This window comes from Brevibacillus sp. BD137, assembly GCF_041644655.1.
Lineage (GTDB): Bacteria > Bacillota > Bacilli > Brevibacillales > Brevibacillaceae > Brevibacillus > Brevibacillus brevis_D.
Genome location: NZ_JAOTNO010000003.1, coordinates 579,718 through 599,369 on the forward strand (window position 1 = coordinate 579,718; position 19,652 = coordinate 599,369).

At 45.9% G+C, this 19,652-nt stretch carries 12 protein-coding genes; 2 read left to right on the plus strand and 10 right to left on the minus strand.

Annotation, left to right across the window (positions count from 1 at the left end; translation table 11 throughout):
- Positions 1 to 4 precede the first annotated feature (4 nt).
- The 6 genes from ODZ53_RS09250 to ODZ53_RS09275 all read right to left on the minus strand — a co-directional run bounded on the left by ODZ53_RS09250 (position 5) and on the right by ODZ53_RS09275 (position 9,608).
- Complete coding sequence (locus tag ODZ53_RS09250; RefSeq protein WP_087348619.1) at positions 5 to 1,945, minus strand: PTS fructose transporter subunit IIABC; 1,941 nt, start codon at positions 1,943 to 1,945, stop codon at positions 5 to 7.
- 16 nt (positions 1,946 to 1,961) lie between these two features.
- A complete protein-coding gene (gene pfkB, locus ODZ53_RS09255; protein WP_372676743.1) occupies positions 1,962 to 2,873 on the minus strand; it encodes a 1-phosphofructokinase in 912 nt (303 codons plus the stop codon).
- Entirely contained in the window at positions 2,870 to 3,625 is a 756-nt protein-coding gene (locus ODZ53_RS09260) for a DeoR/GlpR family DNA-binding transcription regulator (RefSeq protein WP_142497324.1), read from the minus strand. The genes pfkB and ODZ53_RS09260 overlap by 4 nt, the downstream gene beginning before the upstream one ends.
- A gap of 201 nt (positions 3,626 to 3,826) precedes the next feature.
- The gene (locus ODZ53_RS09265) at positions 3,827 to 4,792 is read right to left on the minus strand and encodes an ABC transporter substrate-binding protein (protein WP_372676744.1); all 966 of its coding nucleotides are present in this window, start codon (positions 4,790 to 4,792) and stop codon (positions 3,827 to 3,829) included.
- Positions 4,793 to 5,008: 216 nt separating this feature from the next.
- Positions 5,009 to 6,508: a malate:quinone oxidoreductase gene (locus ODZ53_RS09270; protein ID WP_199929495.1), complete on the minus strand. Its 1,500-nt coding sequence runs from the start codon at positions 6,506 to 6,508 to the stop codon at positions 5,009 to 5,011.
- A gap of 436 nt (positions 6,509 to 6,944) precedes the next feature.
- Positions 6,945 to 9,608 (minus strand): tetratricopeptide repeat protein, encoded by a 2,664-nt coding sequence (locus tag ODZ53_RS09275; protein ID WP_372676745.1) that lies wholly within the window; start codon positions 9,606 to 9,608, stop codon positions 6,945 to 6,947.
- 447 nt (positions 9,609 to 10,055) lie between these two features.
- Between ODZ53_RS09275 and ODZ53_RS09280 the strand changes: the two genes are divergently transcribed.
- Complete coding sequence (locus ODZ53_RS09280) at positions 10,056 to 10,604, plus strand: hypothetical protein (RefSeq protein WP_372676746.1); 549 nt, start codon at positions 10,056 to 10,058, stop codon at positions 10,602 to 10,604.
- Between the two features lie 44 nt (positions 10,605 to 10,648).
- On the opposite strand, the gene ODZ53_RS09285 is transcribed toward ODZ53_RS09280, so the two are convergent.
- Entirely contained in the window at positions 10,649 to 11,095 is a 447-nt protein-coding gene (locus ODZ53_RS09285) for a DMP19 family protein (RefSeq protein ID WP_172139685.1), read from the minus strand.
- Positions 11,096 to 11,226: 131 nt separating this feature from the next.
- Here ODZ53_RS09285 and ODZ53_RS09290 point away from each other — a divergent pair, with 131 nt between their 5' ends.
- Positions 11,227 to 12,606 (plus strand): SMI1/KNR4 family protein, encoded by a 1,380-nt coding sequence (locus tag ODZ53_RS09290; RefSeq protein WP_372676747.1) that lies wholly within the window; start codon positions 11,227 to 11,229, stop codon positions 12,604 to 12,606.
- A gap of 71 nt (positions 12,607 to 12,677) precedes the next feature.
- Here the strand turns inward: ODZ53_RS09290 and cysI are convergent, their stop codons facing one another.
- From cysI to ODZ53_RS09305, 3 genes are all read right to left on the minus strand, one after another.
- Positions 12,678 to 14,399 (minus strand): assimilatory sulfite reductase (NADPH) hemoprotein subunit, encoded by a 1,722-nt coding sequence (cysI, locus tag ODZ53_RS09295; RefSeq protein WP_372676748.1) that lies wholly within the window; start codon positions 14,397 to 14,399, stop codon positions 12,678 to 12,680.
- Between the two features lie 34 nt (positions 14,400 to 14,433).
- Entirely contained in the window at positions 14,434 to 16,251 is a 1,818-nt protein-coding gene (locus ODZ53_RS09300; RefSeq protein WP_372676749.1) for an assimilatory sulfite reductase (NADPH) flavoprotein subunit, read from the minus strand.
- A 155-nt stretch (positions 16,252 to 16,406) separates the two neighbouring features.
- Positions 16,407 to 19,559: a hybrid sensor histidine kinase/response regulator gene (locus ODZ53_RS09305; RefSeq protein ID WP_372676750.1), complete on the minus strand. Its 3,153-nt coding sequence runs from the start codon at positions 19,557 to 19,559 to the stop codon at positions 16,407 to 16,409.
- Between the last annotated feature and the right edge of the window lie 93 nt (positions 19,560 to 19,652).

Below are 19,652 nucleotides of genomic sequence, written 5' to 3' on the forward strand. Positions count from 1 at the left end.
CCTTTTACTCTACCGCATCTTTTTTCAGAACTTTTAGCATGAGTGCCGTAACCATTGTTCCGGCAAGAATGGAAACAAGGTAAAGCGGCCAGTTGCCGATTACCGGCAAAACGAATATTCCGCCATGAGGGGCTGGCAATGTGCACCCAAACAGCATCGATAACCCGCCAGCTACGGCAGAGCCAACTACGAGCGAAGGAATGACGCGTGTCGGATCAGCCGCCGCAAACGGGATCGCCCCCTCCGTAATGAAGGATGCTCCCAGGACGTAAGCAGTTTTACCCGCCTGCCGCTCTTCCGTGGTAAATTTCTTCTTGAACAACGTTGTCGCCAAAGCGATTCCGAGCGGTGGAGTCATCCCTGCCGCCATAATGGCTGCGTGAGGGGTATAATTTCCATCAGCAATCATCGCAATCCCAAACGTAAATGCTGCTTTGTTGACAGGGCCACCCATGTCAAAGGCCATCATTGCACCCAAAATCACACCAAGGATGACGGCGTTACCAGTGCCCATGTTTTTCAACCAGTCACCCAGCGCCGTATTGGCGGCAGCGATTGGGTCAGATACTACGTACACCATGACAAAGCCTGTAAGCAAAATCCCAAACAGCGGATACAACAGCATCGGCTTGATACCTTCTAACGATTCGGGTAGTCCAGCCAACACTTTTTTCAATCCGACCACAATATATCCGGCCAGGAACCCTGCGATGATTCCTCCGAGGAACCCCGAGCCGGAAGTAGCCGCCAACAAGCCTCCTACCATACCGGGAGCAAAACCCGGGCGGTCAGCGATGCTCTTGGCGATAAACCCGGCCAATACCGGGATCATCAGCTTGAACGCAGTTCCTCCACCTATATCCATCAGGACTTTAGCCAGCGGATGGAAGGACGGATCGTTTGGATCAAACGCCTTGATCCCAAACATAAAGCTTAGCGCAATGATAATCCCGCCACCCACGACAAACGGGAGCATGTTGGATACACCGTTCATCAGGTGCTTGTAAAAAGCAGGCTGCTTCGCTTTTTTCTCCGCCTTTGCTTCTTGGATATCGTCCTGATAGCTGGTCCCGCCTCCGCGGTAAATGCTTCCCTTTTGCTCTACTGCGCGCTGAAGCAGTTCTTCGGTATTGCGTATCCCTTCGGCAACCGGCACTTCAATCACGATCTTGCCAGCAAAGCGTTCCATCTCCACTTGCTTGTCAGCAGCTACAATCACCGCTGTCGCTTCCTCAATATCCTGCAAAGAAAGCTTGTTTTTCACACCCCCGGAACCGTTCGTCTCTACCTTGATGGCAATCCCCAGCTCTGCTGCTTTTTTCTTCAGCGCATCGGCGGCCATGTACGTATGGGCGATCCCGGTCGGGCAAGCGGTTACCGCAACTACTTTTATCGGCTGTTTCTTTGAGGTCTCTTGTCTTTCCTGTTGCTCTTCTAGCTCCTTGCTCTCTACAACGCTTTCATTTTCGCCCTGGATTTCTTTTTCTTTGCGCGTGATAATCTCCAGCACCTGTTCCTTCGTTTCTGCACGCGTCAGCTCCTGACGAAATGCTTCATCCATGAGCATCTGAGAAAGCAACGCCAATGTTTCGAGATGGGCCTGGTTGGCGTTCTCAGTAGCCGCAATCATGAAGAAAAGATGTGCTTTTTGGTTATCCAACGAGTCAAAATCAACACCCTCTTTGGAAAAACCGTACGCAATGCTAGGAGTTTTGACCGCTGCTGTCTTGGCATGCGGGATAGCGATTCCTTCTCCAATTCCGGTGGAGCCTTGTGCCTCGCGGGCGAGAATGGCCTGCTTCATTTCTTCCTTGCTGTTGAGCCGTCCAGCTTCGTCCAATTTTTCAATCAACTCATCTAAGACCGCTTCCTTGGAGGAAGCAGACAGAGGGAAAAGAATCGTTTCAGCTTTTAGCAAATCGGCAATGCGAATCTCGTTATTCATCGTTGAACCCCCTTTATCAAATGGCGGTTATTGTGATTTCCGGAAGAAATGCTTTTATCTTTTCATGTGTACAGAAGCCTTCCGACAGGGCAGTCGTGCTCCCCGCAGCGACGGCAAAACGAAACGACGCTTCCGTATCCATTCCCTGCCTATAGCCATAAAGGAATCCGGCAACCATCGAGTCTCCGGCACCGATCGAATTGACTGGTTTGCGCTGCGGAATCTGGGCGACATAGGCCGCTTGCCGATTGACAAATACAGCACCCTGACCAGCCATCGACACGATGACGTTCTTTGCACCCATTTGCAAAGACTTACGCGCCATCTCGATCGCCTCTGCTGGTGTGGCAATCGTCACCCCAAACAGTTCCCCCAACTCATGATGATTGGGCTTGATGAGAAAAGGCTCCTCCGACAAACCGGTTTCAAGCGCTTTCCCCTTTGCGTCGAGGAAGATACGTGCGCCCTTGCCACGCAGCCGCTTCATGATCGTCTGGTACATATCAGACGGCAAGCTTTTCGGCACGCTTCCCGCGAGTACCAGATAATCGCCGCTCTGCAAGCTGTCGATCTGTTGCATCAGCCTTTGGAGCGCTTCTTCCGGGATGTCCGGTGAGACACCGCTGATATCCGTTTCGGTCTGCGCCTTTATTTTTAAATTGATTCTGGAATCCTGTCCGATTTGAATCAAGTCATGAGAGATGTCGGCTTGCTCGATCTGCTGTTGAATAAACGCTCCCGTAAACCCGCCGACAAACCCCAGCGCCGTGCTGTTTTCCCCGAGTACGCGGAGAACCTTTGATACATTTATGCCTTTTCCGCCAGCGACCTTCCACTCTTTTTGGGCCTGATGAATAGTTCCTTGCGACAGAGCAGTGATCCACAAGTGGTAGTCAATCGATGGGTTCAGGGTTACTGTGTAAATCATGCTTTCACCACTTTAAGAGTTGATAATCTGCCGTAAACTTGTTGTTCCTCTTCGCTCAAACCGTCATCCGTGATTACCGTGATGCCTTGCAGGTCTCCCACTTTGGCAAAGGTGACCCTGGAAAACTTGTCAGAGTCGGTCAAGACAAATCGCTCGTCAGAAAATTGCAAGGCCAGTTGCTTGACGTATGCCTCATCCGGGTCAGGTGTGGTCAGGCCGTGATGCTGGTCAATGCCGTTGGTCCCGAGAAAGCATTTGTCGAATCGGTATTGACTGAGCGCAGTGATCGCATCACGCCCCACCATCGACAGTGTAGCCGCTTTCAATTCTCCGCCCAGCAGGATCGTCCTGATATTTCGCTTGATAAGCTGAAGGGCAATGTCCACCCCGTTGGTAACGACCATGATATTTTCGTAAGGTAAATAGGGCAGCATCTGATACGTCGTAGTTCCCGCATCGATGAAAATAGAGTCGTGTGGTTTTATCAAACTGGCGGCATATTTGGCGATCGCAAGTTTCTCCCGCTCATGCTTGACCGATTTTTCCAGAATCGTCGGCTCTTCGATTTTGCTTTGTAGCACAGACGCCCCTCCGTGCACGCGTTTAAGCAAGCGCTGTTCTTCCAATTCGCTTAAATCTCGCCGGATCGTCGATTCCGATGCTCCAGTCGCTTCCACAAGCTCATGAATGCGCACAATATCTTTTTCTTTCACTAAAGCTACTATCAGTTGATGACGTTCAGGGGTTAGCATCGTATCCTCCCTTCTCCTAGTTGCACCAGGATTGATTTTGATTATACATTCAAATTCAATCAAAAACAATCATTAATAGTCATAATCAGTCAGTGATCGTTCACTCCTTCGGATAACAGACAAAGCCACCCCAAATCATCAGAGTGGCTTCGATATGAATCTATGCCTAAACTTAGCTTGCCGAATGAACGCGGCCCTGACTTACTCTGCTTTCATTTTTTCAAGGACAAGCTCTATCGATTTCTCCTTGATGTGGGGGAAATCACTTATGATCCAGTGAGGAACGACATATACATGATTGTTTTTGACTGCTTTTAACTGCTTCCATACAGCGCTGTTAGTTAACTCTTGGAATCTCTTATCGGATTCTTCGTCTGGACCCTTGGCTGGATTTCCGATCTGGATGAAAATATGATCTGGATTCAGCTCCGGCAATTTTTCCATAGAAATAACTTCAAACTTTTTCATAGCTTCCACTTGAGGGAGCGGCTTCAATCCCAAATCGCGGGCAATCGTCGCGCCAAACAGTTGATTCGGACCGTGAACCCGATATTCTTTTGCCATGACCCGCATGTAGAGCACAGTTTCATCTTTGCCAACTTTTTTCGCCAGCTTTTTCTTGGCTTCCTCGGCTTTTTGATCATAGCGTGCCAACCATGTGTCAGCTTCCCTTTCCTTGCCAAGCATGCTCGCTAATTCACGGAAAGCAAATCGCCAATCATTCTGGTCTGGTAAAATGATTGTAGGAGCTATTTTCGATGCTTCGTCATAAATTTTAGCATGGACTTCCCTGCCTATGATCAAATCAGGTTCTGCCTCCAGAATCGCTTCCAGATTCGGGTCATCTCCCAGATTTTTCACGCCTTCAAACGGGTTCCCCTCCATGTATTCCAGGTTCGTTTCTCCCTGGTAGGATGCCATGGCATAGGGCTTGATGCCAAGAGCGTAAAGAGAGTCAGCCAGCCGATAATCAAGCACTGCAATTTTCTTCGGTTCCCCTTTTATCGTCGTTTTTCCGGAATAATGTTCAATGACCCGCTGGGCAGATGATTGATTGTTACCGGCAGTAGACATTTGTTCCTGGCTAGCACCGCAGCCGGTGAGGAACAGGCAGCTTGCCAGAATGAAAGAAAGTGCTGCGAACAAATTAGTGCTATTCTTTTTCATAAATCAGTGTCTCCTATTCCTATTTCCCTTTTGGTAATGATAATCATTTTCATTATATCGTAGCACAGTATAGTATATTTATTTCTTTTTATTTTTTCAAGCTTTTCATCCTTGCTCTGCTTTCCTCTTGAATTTTGTCCTTTAGCCTTCTATGAAAAAAAGAACCTCCAATCCAAAAACGGATCGAAGGTTCACTGTAAGATTGCCATTAACTAATTAACTATAAGCCAGTTCCTTCTCGCTTAGACCCAGCGCCTCGTCAGTCGAACGTTGAATCTCGTGGAGAAGCTCTTGGTTTTGCATGAGTGACACGCCATAAGAAGGAATCATTTCTTTGATTTTCGGTTCCCACTCTGCCATACGTTGCGGGAAGCATTTTTCTAATACCTCAAGCATAACCTGAACAGCTGTAGAAGCACCCGGAGATGCGCCGAGCAATGCAGCTACGGAGCCATCAGCGGCACTAACCACTTCTGTACCAAATTGAAGGGTACCTTTTCCTGCTGGTGTATCCTTGATAACCTGCACGCGTTGGCCCGCTACCACGATACCCCAATCCTCGCTTTTCGCATTCGGAATGAACTCCCGTAGTTCTTCCATGCGTTTTTCATGCGACAACATAACTTGCTCAATCAGGTATTTGGTCAATGCCATTTCTTTTACGCCTGCCGCCAACATCGTGATGACGTTGTTCGGTTTTACGGAAGTGATCAAATCCATATTGGACCCTGTTTTTAAGAACTTTGGCGAGAATCCCGCAAAAGGTCCAAACAGCAAGGATTTTTTGTTGTCGATGTATCTGGTATCCAGATGCGGTACCGACATTGGAGGAGCGCCAACCTTTGCTTTACCGTACACTTTTGCATGGTGCTGCTCAACGACTTCCTGATTTTTACAAACCATGAACAATCCACTTACCGGGAAACCGCCGATATGTTTGGACTCTGGAATACCGGTTTTTTGGAGCAGATGCAAGCTACCGCCGCCACCGCCGATAAAGACGAATTTGGCAATATGCTCTTCGATGTTACCAGTGCCCATATTGTACACTTTCAATTTCCACATGCCGTCGCTCGTACGTTTGATATCCTCAACAGCATGTTTGTAGTTAATCGCGACGTCTTTCGTCTTCAGATAATCAAACAACATACGTGTCAAAGCACCAAAATTGACATCCGTACCAGAGTCTATTTTTGTTGCAGCTATTGGTTCATTCGATGCGCGGCCTTCCATGATGAGCGGAATCCATTCCTTCAGTTTTTCAGGGTCATCAGAGAATTCCATCCCTTGAAAGAGAGGATTGTTTGCCAGCGCTTCAAAACGCTTCTTCAAAAAGCTTACATTCTTTTCACCTTGCACCATACTCATATGAGGTATTGGCATGATAAAGTCTTGCGGATTTTGGATGAGATTGTTTTTTACAAGGTAAGCCCAGAATTGTCTGGACAGCTGAAAATGTTCATTGATTTTAATCGCTTTGCTAATATCTATAGACCCGTCAGCTTTCTCGGATGTATAGTTCAGCTCACAGAGTGCCGCGTGGCCAGTACCCGCATTATTCCATTCGTTCGAGCTTTCCTCGCCTGCTTTTGCGAGTTTCTCAAAAACTTTGATTTCCAACTCCGGTGCCAATTCTTTTAGTAATGCTCCCAGAGTTGCGCTCATGACACCTGCACCAATCAAAATAACGTCTGTTTTTTGCTGTATGGAGCTCATATTACCCTTCCTTATCTACTGTTTTTGTAAAAAAGAAGTAGTAGCTCCTTGCCCCGTTGCAAGACGCTACGAAAACATCTTACCTTTCACAACTATAACTATATCATAGAAATTATTTATTGATTCAATTATCTATTATAATTAGAGGATTAATAACTATTTAATGTTGGTAAAAAAGAGAGGATTGTCTAGAAAAGGTTATAGGAACATAAAAAAACCAAGGCCTTAACTCTGCTTCTTGCAAGGGTTAAAGCTTTTGGTTTGCTGTTCCCATTGAATCAACAACCTTTTATTTTCTCCGCTACACCGATATGGTTCTCTACATTTTCTGTAAATGTAAAAAGGAGAGTGATCCTAATTGGTTCATCACTCTCACTCATATATAATCTCCTTGGCTAAAAATATTAACTAATGCTAAAAGGTTGTATGTTCTTCTTTAATTCTTGCTTTCATCCGTATCAGATGAATTTCCAACAGCAACATCGGCATGTTTGCTAGCCTCGGCCATCGCCATGAATTTAGTAAGTAATTCTACTAGTTCTAGTGGCCCTTCCTTCTGTCCTGCTATTTTTTCGTAGAATTCGATCGATAGAGTAATAAGGTCTGGTTGTTTGACTAACAAGCGGGACAAGCTATTAATATGCATATCGTGATGCTTAATATATTCAGCCTGAATTAAATCTTCGATACCTTCCTTTACTTTACCTAATCGAATATAACAACAATATCTACTCCAATACCAATTATGATTTTCGGGATCTAATGCAATAGCTTGACTATAGTCCTCAATGGAATGTGTTAATAATAAAGTTTTCTTTTCTTGATTTTCCTCCAAATCGCTTAATTCCAAGTAACTTCTGCCTCTAGTATAAAAGTTTCTTGTTGATAGTCTGCTGAAAAGAGTTCGCTCTAATTCAATGGCTTGGGACAACCAATCGATTGCTTCCGTTAACTCCTTTTTATAATCATTCTTGTCGTTCTTCAATTCCAAAGCGACTGAAAGGTAGCTAGATCCTATATTTCCCAAGTAGCTTTGCTTGCCTTTGTTATTAACCTTGTCTTCAATTGCCAATCGGTACATGTTGATAGAATCCTCATATCTCTGATCATAATAATAACAATTGCCTAACAGATTATAATATTGAGGGGGAATATAGCTTTTCTCTGCCCTCTCGTTACCATATTCGAAAAAGTCGATGGCTCTCTCATATTCATCATTTTCATAGTACACTTCAGCAATATTAAACAACCAATCGCTATCGACAATTTTTGATTGTAGAAGGATATCTTCCTTCTCCTTCAGTTTTTCTCCATCGGGAGTCTCTTCATAAATCATGTCAATGATTTCTTCGGCTAACGCAAGTAGCATATCTTCATGTTCCGATTCTGGAATCAGGTCTACCATGCCATCCTCAGAGATAATGACGATGACGCATTTCTTATGTTCATCGTCTTTTAGCTTATACAAATAGCGATGTGCGGAATTATATCGAGCACCTCGGCTGGCATCTCCAATATACTCCTTAGCTATACCGTCTAAAATAACCCCAATAGCATGACAATTTGCGTCTGTATCAAAATAGATCGCACCATCAATCGAGGTTAAAAACTTTATATATTCTGGATTGATGATTCCAGGCTCGATTAGTGTCGACTGCTTACTGAGCTTGCTCATTTCTTGCTTGGCAGTTAACGGTTCGGTGATTACCACCATAGTACCGTGCTTTTGCTCCCGTGCTTTGCGGACGATATAGTCAAGACTCTCCATTTTGTGCTTAATTTGATCGTAGTCAACCTGCTCCCAAAATATTTTTTTTAAGAGGTGTTTAAATTTCTCGGAGCTGTAGCCTTCTTCCCCCAATCTTGGATTTTTGAAGGAGACAGATAGGAGCCTCGTTTCGATTAAGCTAAGGTTCGAGCTGTAATATTTTTTCTCATCTTCAATGAACAACTTACCACCAATTGCAGTCTCAGCCTCTGTACGCACGAGAACAAGATTGTACTTCGATAGTCCAGTGAAATCGAGCCTCAGCGCCAATGCGCCCTTTTGCAAATTCCAATTCACTTCCCCTAAACCGTATATTTCCTTTTCGTCGGAAATCAAATACAGGTCCTTGTCCACATTGGTAAGCTCTAGAAGCTTACGAATCCGCTTGGCATCCTCTAATCCAATGCGATCCTCTTTCGTAAAAGTGATCGTAAAACGAATAATTGATTGCTGCTCTATGACGTCTTTATTGATGAAAAGGATCGAACCAAAGGGACTGGAACTTTCATAGGTTAAATTTGAAATATCATCCATTTTCTCAAGCAAGTTATTTACGTAGTATTGATTGCGCTGCTCATGGTCAAATATAGACCCCAATTCATCAAACTTGGAATTGTTCTGGAGATAACTTTGCATTTTTCCGAAAAAAAGCCTTGTTAATCTTCTATTGAACTGAGTACTATCCTCGTTATATTTTCTCGTAATGATGTTGTCTTTTTTGATTTTCACAGCATTATTGGTAAGATCGAAAAAATCACTGAAGAAATAATCCATTAGCATTCTTAAGAAAGAAATTTCGGGTTTCGTATAAAACAACTGTCGAGTTTCTTGCTCGATATTTCGAACTTCTAGTATGTATACAACGAAAAAAGTGGATTTACCAGATTGAAAAGGGATTCGATTTACGTAGAGGATACGAGTGTCATTCATATGACTCTCAACACTTTCGGTATGTTCACCTTCAATGCCAGAGAGGGAAGTTGTCTTACTTTGGCTTTTGATTGTGTCTGTTTGGCGATACTGCTTATACCAAATCCGATTCACATAGTTTTTGAAATCGTCATAGGTACTTCCTGTATACGCGGGATCAACCTTGAGCTCGGCGTACACATTCGCTATTGAATGCAGTGCATCCTGGGAGATGGATGTTGAATTTTCTCCGTTTGCCACCGTTTTCTTCACACGGATCGTCTCTACGAGAGATTGCTTTTTATCGTAAACGAGTGCATACATCTTGATATGAATACGTTTGTTCAGCTTTTTTAGCATTCGTGCCAAATTATCGTAAACGAGCTTATTCAATATTTCTAGTTTGTTTACTTTGGTTTGCAACGATATCCCCTCGCCCGATAAAATTATATCTATTTTCCTACATGATACTACACTCAAGCATCACCAATATATACCATTTTATCAATTATATGAAAATAGAACCCGCGGTATTGCTTCTGCTAAATTTCACACTCCTCTACTACTTTCAATTGTTGGACAATAGAGAAAAAAATTGCAGGAATATCGCTCATCAACGAACATCTGGCCACGTTACTCACTAAACTATGTTTAATGCGGGCAATATTGATTGGCAAAAGAGGGCTTTTCGACAATAAGAGAGAACCTAGGTGACTAGAAAATACTGCAACTATTTTTAGGGAGAGTCTGGGTGAAATCGATATATACAATTCTTCTTGCCGTAATCGACGAGTTCCCCCAAAGCATGAGCAGATGGATATTCACCAGCAACACTAAGTGCAAATATGACCTGTAAGGGAGGCTATTGAGATGTACACTTTCCCCCACCTGACAAACAACATTCCTTGGCAACGTTTGACGACAGCCTATGGCAGAGGGACGGACATTCTGCGGCTTATAGAGTCCGGGCAATATGCGGAATTGGCCAATCTAATCGAACACCAAAGCACCTTGTGGCAGACGACGCCGTGGGTGCTGCTGATACTCCTGCAGGAGCTTTCCAAGCAAAAACCAGAGCAAGTCTCTTTGCAGGAAATTCAGTTGTACTTGGCTGTAGCTTCTGCTATAAACGTGGACGAAATGGATTCACAACATGCGGTTGAGACCATGAACGAGCTATTGGACGAAAAGTACTTGTGGCCGGAGGACGAGGAAGACGATGAATTATGGTGGGAAGAAGAGGAGCCGCGGGGCTACGAGCAGGAAGCATTTTTCAGCTATTATTCCTTCAGTTATTTGCTGCTAAAAGACGCCATTCCCGTTTTCACTGCGATTATGGAAGAGAATGATAAGCTCGCTCCCGCTATTCAAGAGCTGCTGCTTATGCTCCAGTCAGAAGGGGAACGTGCTGTCGAATAGGCATCGGTGTCTCCTATGATAGTCTGTACCCCACCCACGTCTCCTTATGACGGGGTGGGTATTCCCAACTGCTGTACGTAATATCGATGGGCAACTTCTGCAATGCGATCCTGGTCTTCCCAGAAGCTCTGATCAAGCTTATCCAGCCGTTCTGCCTCTTCCTCAGTAAGAAACTGTGGAATATCCCAAAGTTGGGTGAGGCGGTTGTCCTCTGACAAATGCTCGATGCAGGCATATCCCGACTGGACGATTTCGAGTGCATGGACTGCCCCGATGGCTTGTAAGGCCCGTACCGCGTAGATATATGCCTCTTCCCCCCAGTTGCAAAAAAACTGCAAAAACCCGCCGTTATATACATCAGCTTCCAACAACCATAAGGCGGCAATCTCTTGTTCCTGTGAGGTCAGTGTGTTCCAGCCCGAAGCATTCTTTTTCTGTACAAAGGCTGCGGCAAAATCGAACCATACATCATGGATATCCATCTTACTCAATCCCCTTCTAGATCAGCTATGCACAAACAACACGAAATAAATTAATCTTATAGGAATACATAATCATTTGGTAGATGGTGGTAGCCCCGCGTGGCTGGCATCTAAGAAAAAGAATCGTTTAGGAGGTTGCAATGGATCAGGTACTTATCGAACAATTGAATCGCTGGCATGAAGAAGACGAACAGCAGCGAATTGTGGACTTGCTGCTAACCGTTCCCGAGGAGGAACGAGAGTATGAGGCGGTCAGCCGACTGGGCAGAGCTTATAACAACTTGGGGCTTTATGATGAGGCGCTCAACCAATTGGAGAAAATTGCTGAAGCAGGTCAACAAGATCCGGTCTGGCACTTTCGAGTAGGTTATGCCCTCTATTATTTGAAAAGATATGAAGAGGCGGCACAAGCATTCCGTACCTCAGACAAATTAGAAACCGGCAATCAGAATACCGAATCATGGCTAAAGTGGAGCTTGCAAAAAGCGGAAAAGCAGCAAAGACAAGAGCTTCGGATGGCAGCCAAAAGGGCAGCGGCTGTTGAGGGTTCAGCATCGGAGGAAGTTCCTTTTTCGAACATGTCGTTTGAAGACTTTTGGGACGACAGCGAGTACGCAAAAAAGGCATATCAATCCGCGCCACCCACGGATGAACTGATCGCATCGATCGAGGAAGAGCTAGGATACAAGCTCCCTGCCTCCTATCTTGCACTCATGAAACAGCAGAATGGCGGCATTCCGAAGAACACGTGCTTCCCAACAGAGGACCCTACCTCCTGGGCTGAGGATCACATTGCCATTACGGGCATTCTAGGCATTGGCCGCGAGAAAAGCTATTCGCTCTGCGGGGATCTCGGCAGTCCATTTATGATTGAAGACTGGGGCTATCCCGACATTGGAGTGGTCATCTGCGACTGTCCTTCAGCAGGTCATGACGTAGTGATGCTAGATTATCGGGCATGCGGGAGAGATGGTGAACCCGAAGTCATTCACGTCGATCAGGAAAGCGATTATGAAATTACTTTCCTGGCTGAAAATTTCGAGGCGTTTATCAGAGGGTTGGTAAGCGAAGAAGAATATGATACCTCCGAGGAGGACAAGGAAGCGGCTCTTTATAAAGTAGCCCACGGAAAGTTTTCTTCCTTGCTGGAGGAGCTGTGCACGCCCGTATCGGAAGTGGAACAAATCGAACAGAAAATACGCAGCATTTGTACACGAATTGTAGAGGAAAAAGGCTTTTTCTCTTTTCATGCGGATGAACTCTCGTATCTGATGTACGATGTGCAGTTTTGGCTTTACACGAAGTCATATCCCGATACCACTCGCGAACAGTACCTGGCTGTCTATGAGAAAATGATCGCATTTGGCGGAGAATTCGGGCAAGGCGGCTACGCTCCGGGCTGGATTAGCGAGTGGCTGGATCGTCGCAAGGAGGAAGGTCGGATCGTACAGGAAAATGGACACATCCATTTTACAGATCAGTTCGCAGCAGAAGTGATTCAACAGCTTCGAGAAGCCTAAAAAGCATGCAAGCAACAAAGAGCCCACGTCGTCGCGGGCTCTTCTTTTATTCAATTGACTGCTAGGCCGTACTACTCATGAAAATCGAGTCCCGATTTGACTTCTTTCACATACCCTGCCCGAATGACGAAGTCTCCGAAATGTTCGCCTTCTTCGCGTTCCTTCGCATACCGATTTAAAATTGGCCGCAGTTCATTCAGTATTTCTGCTTCCCCGATGTTTTCACGATACAGCTTGTTCAATCGATTTCCGGAGAAACCGCCGCCCAAATACATGTTGTATTTACCGACAGCCTTCCCAATAAAGGAGATTTCTGCGAGTGCAGGTCTTGCGCATCCATTTGGGCACCCTGTCATACGAATGACGATCTCCTCATCGCGCAAACCCGCCTCATCCAAGATCAGCTCGATCTCATCCAGCAGTGTAGGCAAATAACGTTCTGCCTCAGCCATCGCGAGTCCGCAAGTCGGCAACGAAACACAAGCCATGGAGTTTCTCCGCAACGCAGAATAGGAAGCTCCATCGGCCAGCCCGTATGCTTGAATGATCTGTTCAATTTCCGGCTTCTTTTCACTGGTGACATTCCCAATGAGGAGATTTTGATTCGGCGTCAGGCGGAAGTCCCCTGTATGCACCTTGGCAATCTCTCGCAGGCCGGACTTCAGGAGGTAGTTGTCCTCGTCTTTTACACGGCCATTCTGAATGAAAAGGGTAAAATGCCAGTTATCGTCGCTCCCTTTTACCCAACCGTAGCGGTCGCCATTATGCTCGAAGTGATAGGGGCGTGCCTGTTCCAGCTCCCAGCCCAGTCGCTGCTCCAGTTCATGGATAAACCATTCGATACCGCGGTCGTCGATCGTATATTTGAAGCGAGCGTGCTTTCGTACCGCGCGATCTCCGTAGTCTCTCTGAATCATGATCGTTTTCTCGGCGACTTCCAGTACTTGTTCCGGTGTAACGAAGCCGATCACCCTCGCCACCTGTGGATACGTCTTCGGATCACCGTGGGTCATTCCCATTCCACCCCCGACCGCTACGTTGAAGCCCAGCAGTCGACCTTCCTCATGAATGGCGATAAAGCCCAAATCCTGCGAAAAAACATCAACATCGTTGGCAGGTGGTACGGCGATGCCAATCTTAAACTTGCGCGGCAAATAAACAGGCCCATAGATCGGTTCTTGCTCTATCTCATCCCGACTGTCGACGACCTTTTCTTCATCCAGCCAGATTTCATGATAGGCGCGGGTTCGGGGGTCGAGATGATTGCTTATTTTTTTGGCCCATTCGTAAACCTCTTGATGAACTTCCGACTCATAGGGATTCGGATTGCACATGACGTTGCGGTTGACGTCCCCACAAGCAGCTAGTGTACTTAGCAAGGCTTCGTTTACTTCTTGAATCACCTGCTTCATATTCCACTTAATCACGCCATGCAGTTGAAAAGACTGACGAGTCGTCAAGCGAATCGTTCCATTCGCAAACTGCTGGGCGATATCGTCCATCATCAGCCATTGCTCTGGTGTGACAACGCCACCAGCGGCACGCACGCGCACCATGAATTGATAGGCTGGCTCTAGCTTCTGTTTACTCCGTTCATTGCGAAGATCCCGATCATCCTGCATATAGCTGCCATGAAATTTCATCAGGCGGTTATCATCCTCAGGAATGGACCCCGAAATCCTGTCTTCCAGCGTTTCCGCCAGGCTTCCCCGCAAATAATCGCTTTTGCGTTTAATATCCTCTACGTCGCTGTGAGGAGCACTGTTTGGCGAAAGCAAATGATTTTCTGACATGGTTCCTATCTCCCCTCTCATTCTTTCTCGAAAATCAGTAGACATCTCGCTGATAGCGTTTTTCCTGCTGCAACCGTTTCAAGTACGCAACGGCCTCCTCTGAATCAAGTCCACCCTCTTGTTGGAGAATGGTGACCAGAGCTGCGTGAACGTCATGCGCCATCTTCTTCTCATCTCCGCATACGTATACGTGCGCCCCATCCTGTAGCCATTGGTAAAGCTCCTTACTCTTCTCAAGCATCCGGTGCTGAACATACACTTTTTCGCTCGTATCTCGGGAGAACGCGACATCCATATGCGTCAGTACGCCCTGTTTGAGCCAACGCTGCCATTCGAGCTGATAGAGAAAATCTGTGGAGAAATGCTGGTCGCCAAAGAAAAGCCATGTCTTGCCCGTCGCCCCAAGCTCCTCCCGTTCTCCCAAAAACGCACGGAATGGAGCGACACCCGTTCCGGGACCAATCATGATCAACGGGGTGTCCGGGTTGGCTGGAAGCTTAAAGTTGGGGTTATGCTGCACAAATACTGGCAGCGTATCCCCCGCCTCCAAACGATCCGCGATATAACTCGAACAAACGCCGTACCGATCTCGACCATGAGCCTGATAGCGAACATTGCGAATTGTCAGATGCACTTCATCTGGGTAGGACTTCAAACTGCTTGAGATCGAATAGAGGCGAGGCGGCAGCTTTCTAAGGATGGAGACAAATTCTTTGGGAGACACGCCCTTCAAATCGTAGTCCTCCACCAGGTCTAGCAAATCCCGATTTCGAACATACTCGCGAAGCTTTTGCTCCTGTCCTTCCGCAAGCAGTTCCCGCAACCCGTTTCCTGATGATAGCTTTACGGCTTGTTCCAAGAGAGGCTTAGTGAGAACCGTGATTTCAAAATGACTGGACAAGGCCTCTTCCAACGTGCGCTCTTCCCCGTTTTGATGAGTGGGAACGAGTTCTTCTGGCTTCCAGCCCATCGCGTCTATCAGCTCACGGACAAGGTCAGGATGGTTTTTAGGATAGATCCCCAAACAGTCACCTGGTTCATACTCGAGACTGGAACCCTCAAGGGAGATTTCCAGGTGGCGAGTTTCTTTTTCTGATCCCCGACCGTTCAGATTTAAGTTCTCCAAGACCACAGCCTGAAAGGGATTCGACCGTGAATATTCGGTCTGTAACCCTGACCCGATCACTGCTATTGCGCTTGCCGCAGCAACCTGGGTTGCCGAAGTTTCACTGAGAGAAGCCAGGACCTGATTCATCCATTCGGAGGCGTGCTCGTCGTAATCCACATCGCAATCGACCCGGGGAGTAAGACGCTTGCCGCCTAGCTCTTCCAACCGCTTGTCGAACTCCTTGCCAGTTTGGCAGAACCATTCATAAGAGGTATCGCCTAATGCCAGCACGGAAAAACGCAGGCCCTCCAATTGCGGTACTCTTTTGCTGTGTAAGAATTCATGGAAGGAAATGGCGTTGTCTGGTGGTTCACCATCCCCGTGTGTGCTTACCACCACAAGCAGGTTTTCAACCTTTTTCAACGCATTCGTCTTGAAGTCGCTCATAGAGGAAAGTGTTACGTGGAAGCCGTGCTCCTGAAGCTTTCCAGTCAGCACCTTGGCAAGCTTTTGGCTGTTCCCGGACTGAGATCCGAAAAGCACTGTCACCTCTTTGGAAATGACTGGCCCATTCGTAGCTGAAGTGGCTTGAAACCCAGCAGCTATCGGTGCCTCCGCTTTGTGAAGAGCTGCAAGATATCCGCTCAGCCAAATCTTTTGCACCTCCGAAAGCGTGGGCAACAACTGATTTAGGAGCTCTACTTGTTCCTGACTAAAAGGACTGTCTGTCACCTTAAGTACCAACGATATGCACCTCACACGAGAAAAAGTTAATTCCGAGTAATCTTATATGATTATTTACTTTAAGCTACCACAGTGAGTAGAACCCGAGCAATTGGAATTCGTTATTGTCATCATAAGTTTTACTAATCGTTGGAAAACAACAAAGAACCCCGATCCTACGATAAGGAATCGGGGTATTTTTCACTCAAATTCTTGCTATTCAACTTGTTGCGTACATGAAAAGTTACCTTTGTCCCTGTACCTAGCGTACTTTCGATATGAAGCCCTGTTCCAAAGTGCCGTTTTAACCGCTGATCGGTATTGATAAATCCGACTCCTGACCTGCTATCTGCTTTTCTTTCTAACAGTCGTTGTATTTGATCTTCGTCCATTCCGATCCCATCGTCTTCAACGGTTATTTCCACATGCTTTTCCTGAACAGAAATCCGAATCGTAATTTCCCCCCCACGAATGCGGTTCATCACACCATGTTTGATCGCATTTTCAACGAGAGGCTGGATCGTAAGAAAGGGAATTTTTACGTCCTCACAGTCATCTATCTCCCAAACAACTTGCAGTCTTTCTTCAAACCGAACCTTTTCAATATACAAGTAAGAGCGCACCAAACTTAGCTCCGTTTCGATCGGAACAAGCCCGTCCATATCTTCAAATTTGAATTTATTCCTCAAAAAATTGCTAAACTCGTAAAGCAAATCGCGCATCTTATCCAAATTAATGTCACTTAAAGCTGTTACCGCGCTCAACGCATTAAATAAAAAATGGGGCTGGATTTGCGCTTGCAGCCATGCAGCTTCTAATCGCAGTTGTTCCCGGACGGATTGTTTAATCGTAGTGAGCGCCTCGATCCGCGATTTTATTTCCATTCTCTCTACTGGTTTGGTCACGTAATCGTTTGCTCCCGCTAAAAAACCACTTTGAATATCTTTTGGTTGGCTTCTCGCGGTAAGGAGCAAAACAGGGAGCTCTGTGAGTGTAAACCGCTCGCGGATCATTCTTGTCAGCTCATAACCGGACATCTGCGGCATCATAATATCGGAGATGACCAGATCCCATTCCCCTGTATCCAATATGGCTAATGCTTCCTTCCCACTGGTCACCATTGTTACCTCATACTCGTCTGGAGGTAGTATGGCTTCCAGCACCTGAAGGTTAACAGGGTCATCATCCACAATTAACAGGCGCGGACGATCGCGATTTACTTCCAATAAAGTTGTTGGTTTCGTAGCCCAAGAGATCTCCACTTTTTCCTGAATCGGCATAGGTTGTATGACTGACGGTTCGAACGACCGAGAAACAGCTACCTCTACCTCCGCTTCCATAGGTGCCAGCTGTAACGAAAAGGTAAATGTCGAGCCTTCCCCTAAAACGGAGGACACATCCAACGTACCTCCATGGAGCTCAACCAGCTGCTTGCTTATACTCAGACCTAACCCAAATCCACCTTCAATCATGGTCTCGCTCGTGCTGGCTTGCTCATACGGGTGGAACAGGCGCTTTTTCATGTCCTCGTCCATTCCGATCCCTGTATCATGAATCTCAATAAAAGCTCTTCCGTCCTTGGCAAACGCTTGAATGGAAACGATCCCTTCATTCGTATATTTCACAGCATTGTGAAGTAAATTGAAAACGATTTGAATTACCCGGTTCTCATCCGCGAGTACGGGAGGAAAATCTTCTGGGATTTCATTTACGATTTTTACAGACTTCACATCTGCGTTAAATTGCAGCATATCAAGTACCCCGGTCACGATGGGCTGAATCCATATGGCTTTTTTCTGTAAGCGCGGGTTGCCCTCCTGTAAACTCATCACATCAATCAAATCATTTAATATCAAGGTCAGCCGTCTTCCTACAGATAAAACCGTTTCAAGCTCCTTGATACTCCTTTCCTGCAACAAATGTCGCTCCCGATTTAAAACGGATTGTGACATGTTCAGAATGCTATGGAGTGGATTTTTAAATTCATGTGAAGTGTTGGCCAGAAATTGATCCTTATGGTCATTCATTCTTTGCAAGGTTGCAGCAATTTCTTTTGTGTTGGCATGCATGATGAAATAACCCTTGAACCATACAGTGGCTAAGCACCCCATCGAAATAATCAGATCAAATGGATAGTAAACAAGACTCATACCGCTTTCCCGCCAGATTAACGACCAAATAAAATGGTGAAGCAACGCAAGAAATGAAAAAAGCAGTAAAAGATTGCCCTTGATGTCTTTGATCAATTTCCTAAGGATGGTTATCAACGTGATCACTGCAGCAATACCGGCCACCAGAAAATAAACTGGAAATAACATCGTCACCTGATCAGGGTTTAAAAACAACGTAATGCCAGCAGTCCCAAGATTCATCACCCTGTATACAGGATACATCCTGCTCCAATAAGGAAGTTCGCGATGATTCATACACTCCAGCAAAGCATAGGCCCCAATGACGAGGGCAAAATTCGTTAATCGAAAATCCCACTCAATGCCGATGTAAATTAATTGGTGGAACAACTTCTCATCATTGCTTAACACGCTAGTAAGCGCTACACAAAATGTCAGCAAAGAAAAATACAGTAGATTCTTTTTCTTATCTCCCAGCAAAAATAAAATAAACGCATAAACAGAATGTATGAGAAATATCATGGCTGCCAGAAGCTGCGTAGAAACGGAGACTTTTATTTCCTTTGCAATGGCTTCTTCTGAACCAAATTTAATGGATCGAACAATGCCGCTGCTACGACCATCCACATAATTTGCCGCCTGAATGACGATGTCGATTACACCGTTTTCGTCTGCCGTAAAGGTTGAAGAATAAGGCAGATTCTTCGCAATATATTCATCCTCCGACTCGCCCACCTGCCCGGATTTCGCAAGCAAACGACCGTTTACGTATAATTCCGATGCCGTGCGCACGCTAGGTACACGAATGCTATAATTCAGGTCCTTTTCTGGATCCACATACAGACGCAAGCGATAAGAGCCAAATCCATAGGGAGTTGACTTGTCTGTATGTAAAGCTTCATTCCATCTTCCCGGAACCTGAATAAGCGATGGCCCCTTCTCGTTTACACCTTGTTGCCGTCTGCCATCCATCAGCCATTGAGAGGGATAAAACTCCCACTCTCCATCTAGCAAGAGAGTGTCGCCACCTTCTGCATTCCAATCACGCAAATCAAATTGCCCGTTCTTAATGTCCGCTTGTTGATCACGAAACGATTCCATCCACAAAATCCGCGCACCGGATAGGATGATGAGTAATAACCCGAGTAATAGTAGGATATGGCTCTTTTTTATTTGGTATTTGGGTGAATGCTTTGCCAAGAAGTATTCCTCTCCTAGTCAGTTTCTTCTCTGACATTTCAAATAGAACCTTTCCATAATTTAGCATATAGATTTTGACAGAGAAATACAGTT

Bases quoted from the DNA above. Each gene is read 5' to 3' on its own strand.
- ODZ53_RS09250 (WP_087348619.1), bottom strand. From the start codon at position 1,945: ATGAATAACGAGATTCGCATTGCCGATTTGCTAAAAGCTGAAACGATT.
- pfkB (WP_372676743.1), bottom strand. From the start codon at position 2,873: ATGATTTACACAGTAACCCTGAACCCATCGATTGACTACCACTTGTGG.
- ODZ53_RS09260 (WP_142497324.1), bottom strand. From the start codon at position 3,625: ATGCTAACCCCTGAACGTCATCAACTGATAGTAGCTTTAGTGAAAGAA.
- ODZ53_RS09265 (WP_372676744.1), bottom strand. From the start codon at position 4,792: ATGAAAAAGAATAGCACTAATTTGTTCGCAGCACTTTCTTTCATTCTG.
- ODZ53_RS09270 (WP_199929495.1), bottom strand. From the start codon at position 6,508: ATGAGCTCCATACAGCAAAAAACAGACGTTATTTTGATTGGTGCAGGT.
- ODZ53_RS09280 (WP_372676746.1), top strand. From the start codon at position 10,056: ATGTACACTTTCCCCCACCTGACAAACAACATTCCTTGGCAACGTTTG.
- ODZ53_RS09290 (WP_372676747.1), top strand. From the start codon at position 11,227: ATGGATCAGGTACTTATCGAACAATTGAATCGCTGGCATGAAGAAGAC.
- cysI (WP_372676748.1), bottom strand. From the start codon at position 14,399: ATGTCAGAAAATCATTTGCTTTCGCCAAACAGTGCTCCTCACAGCGAC.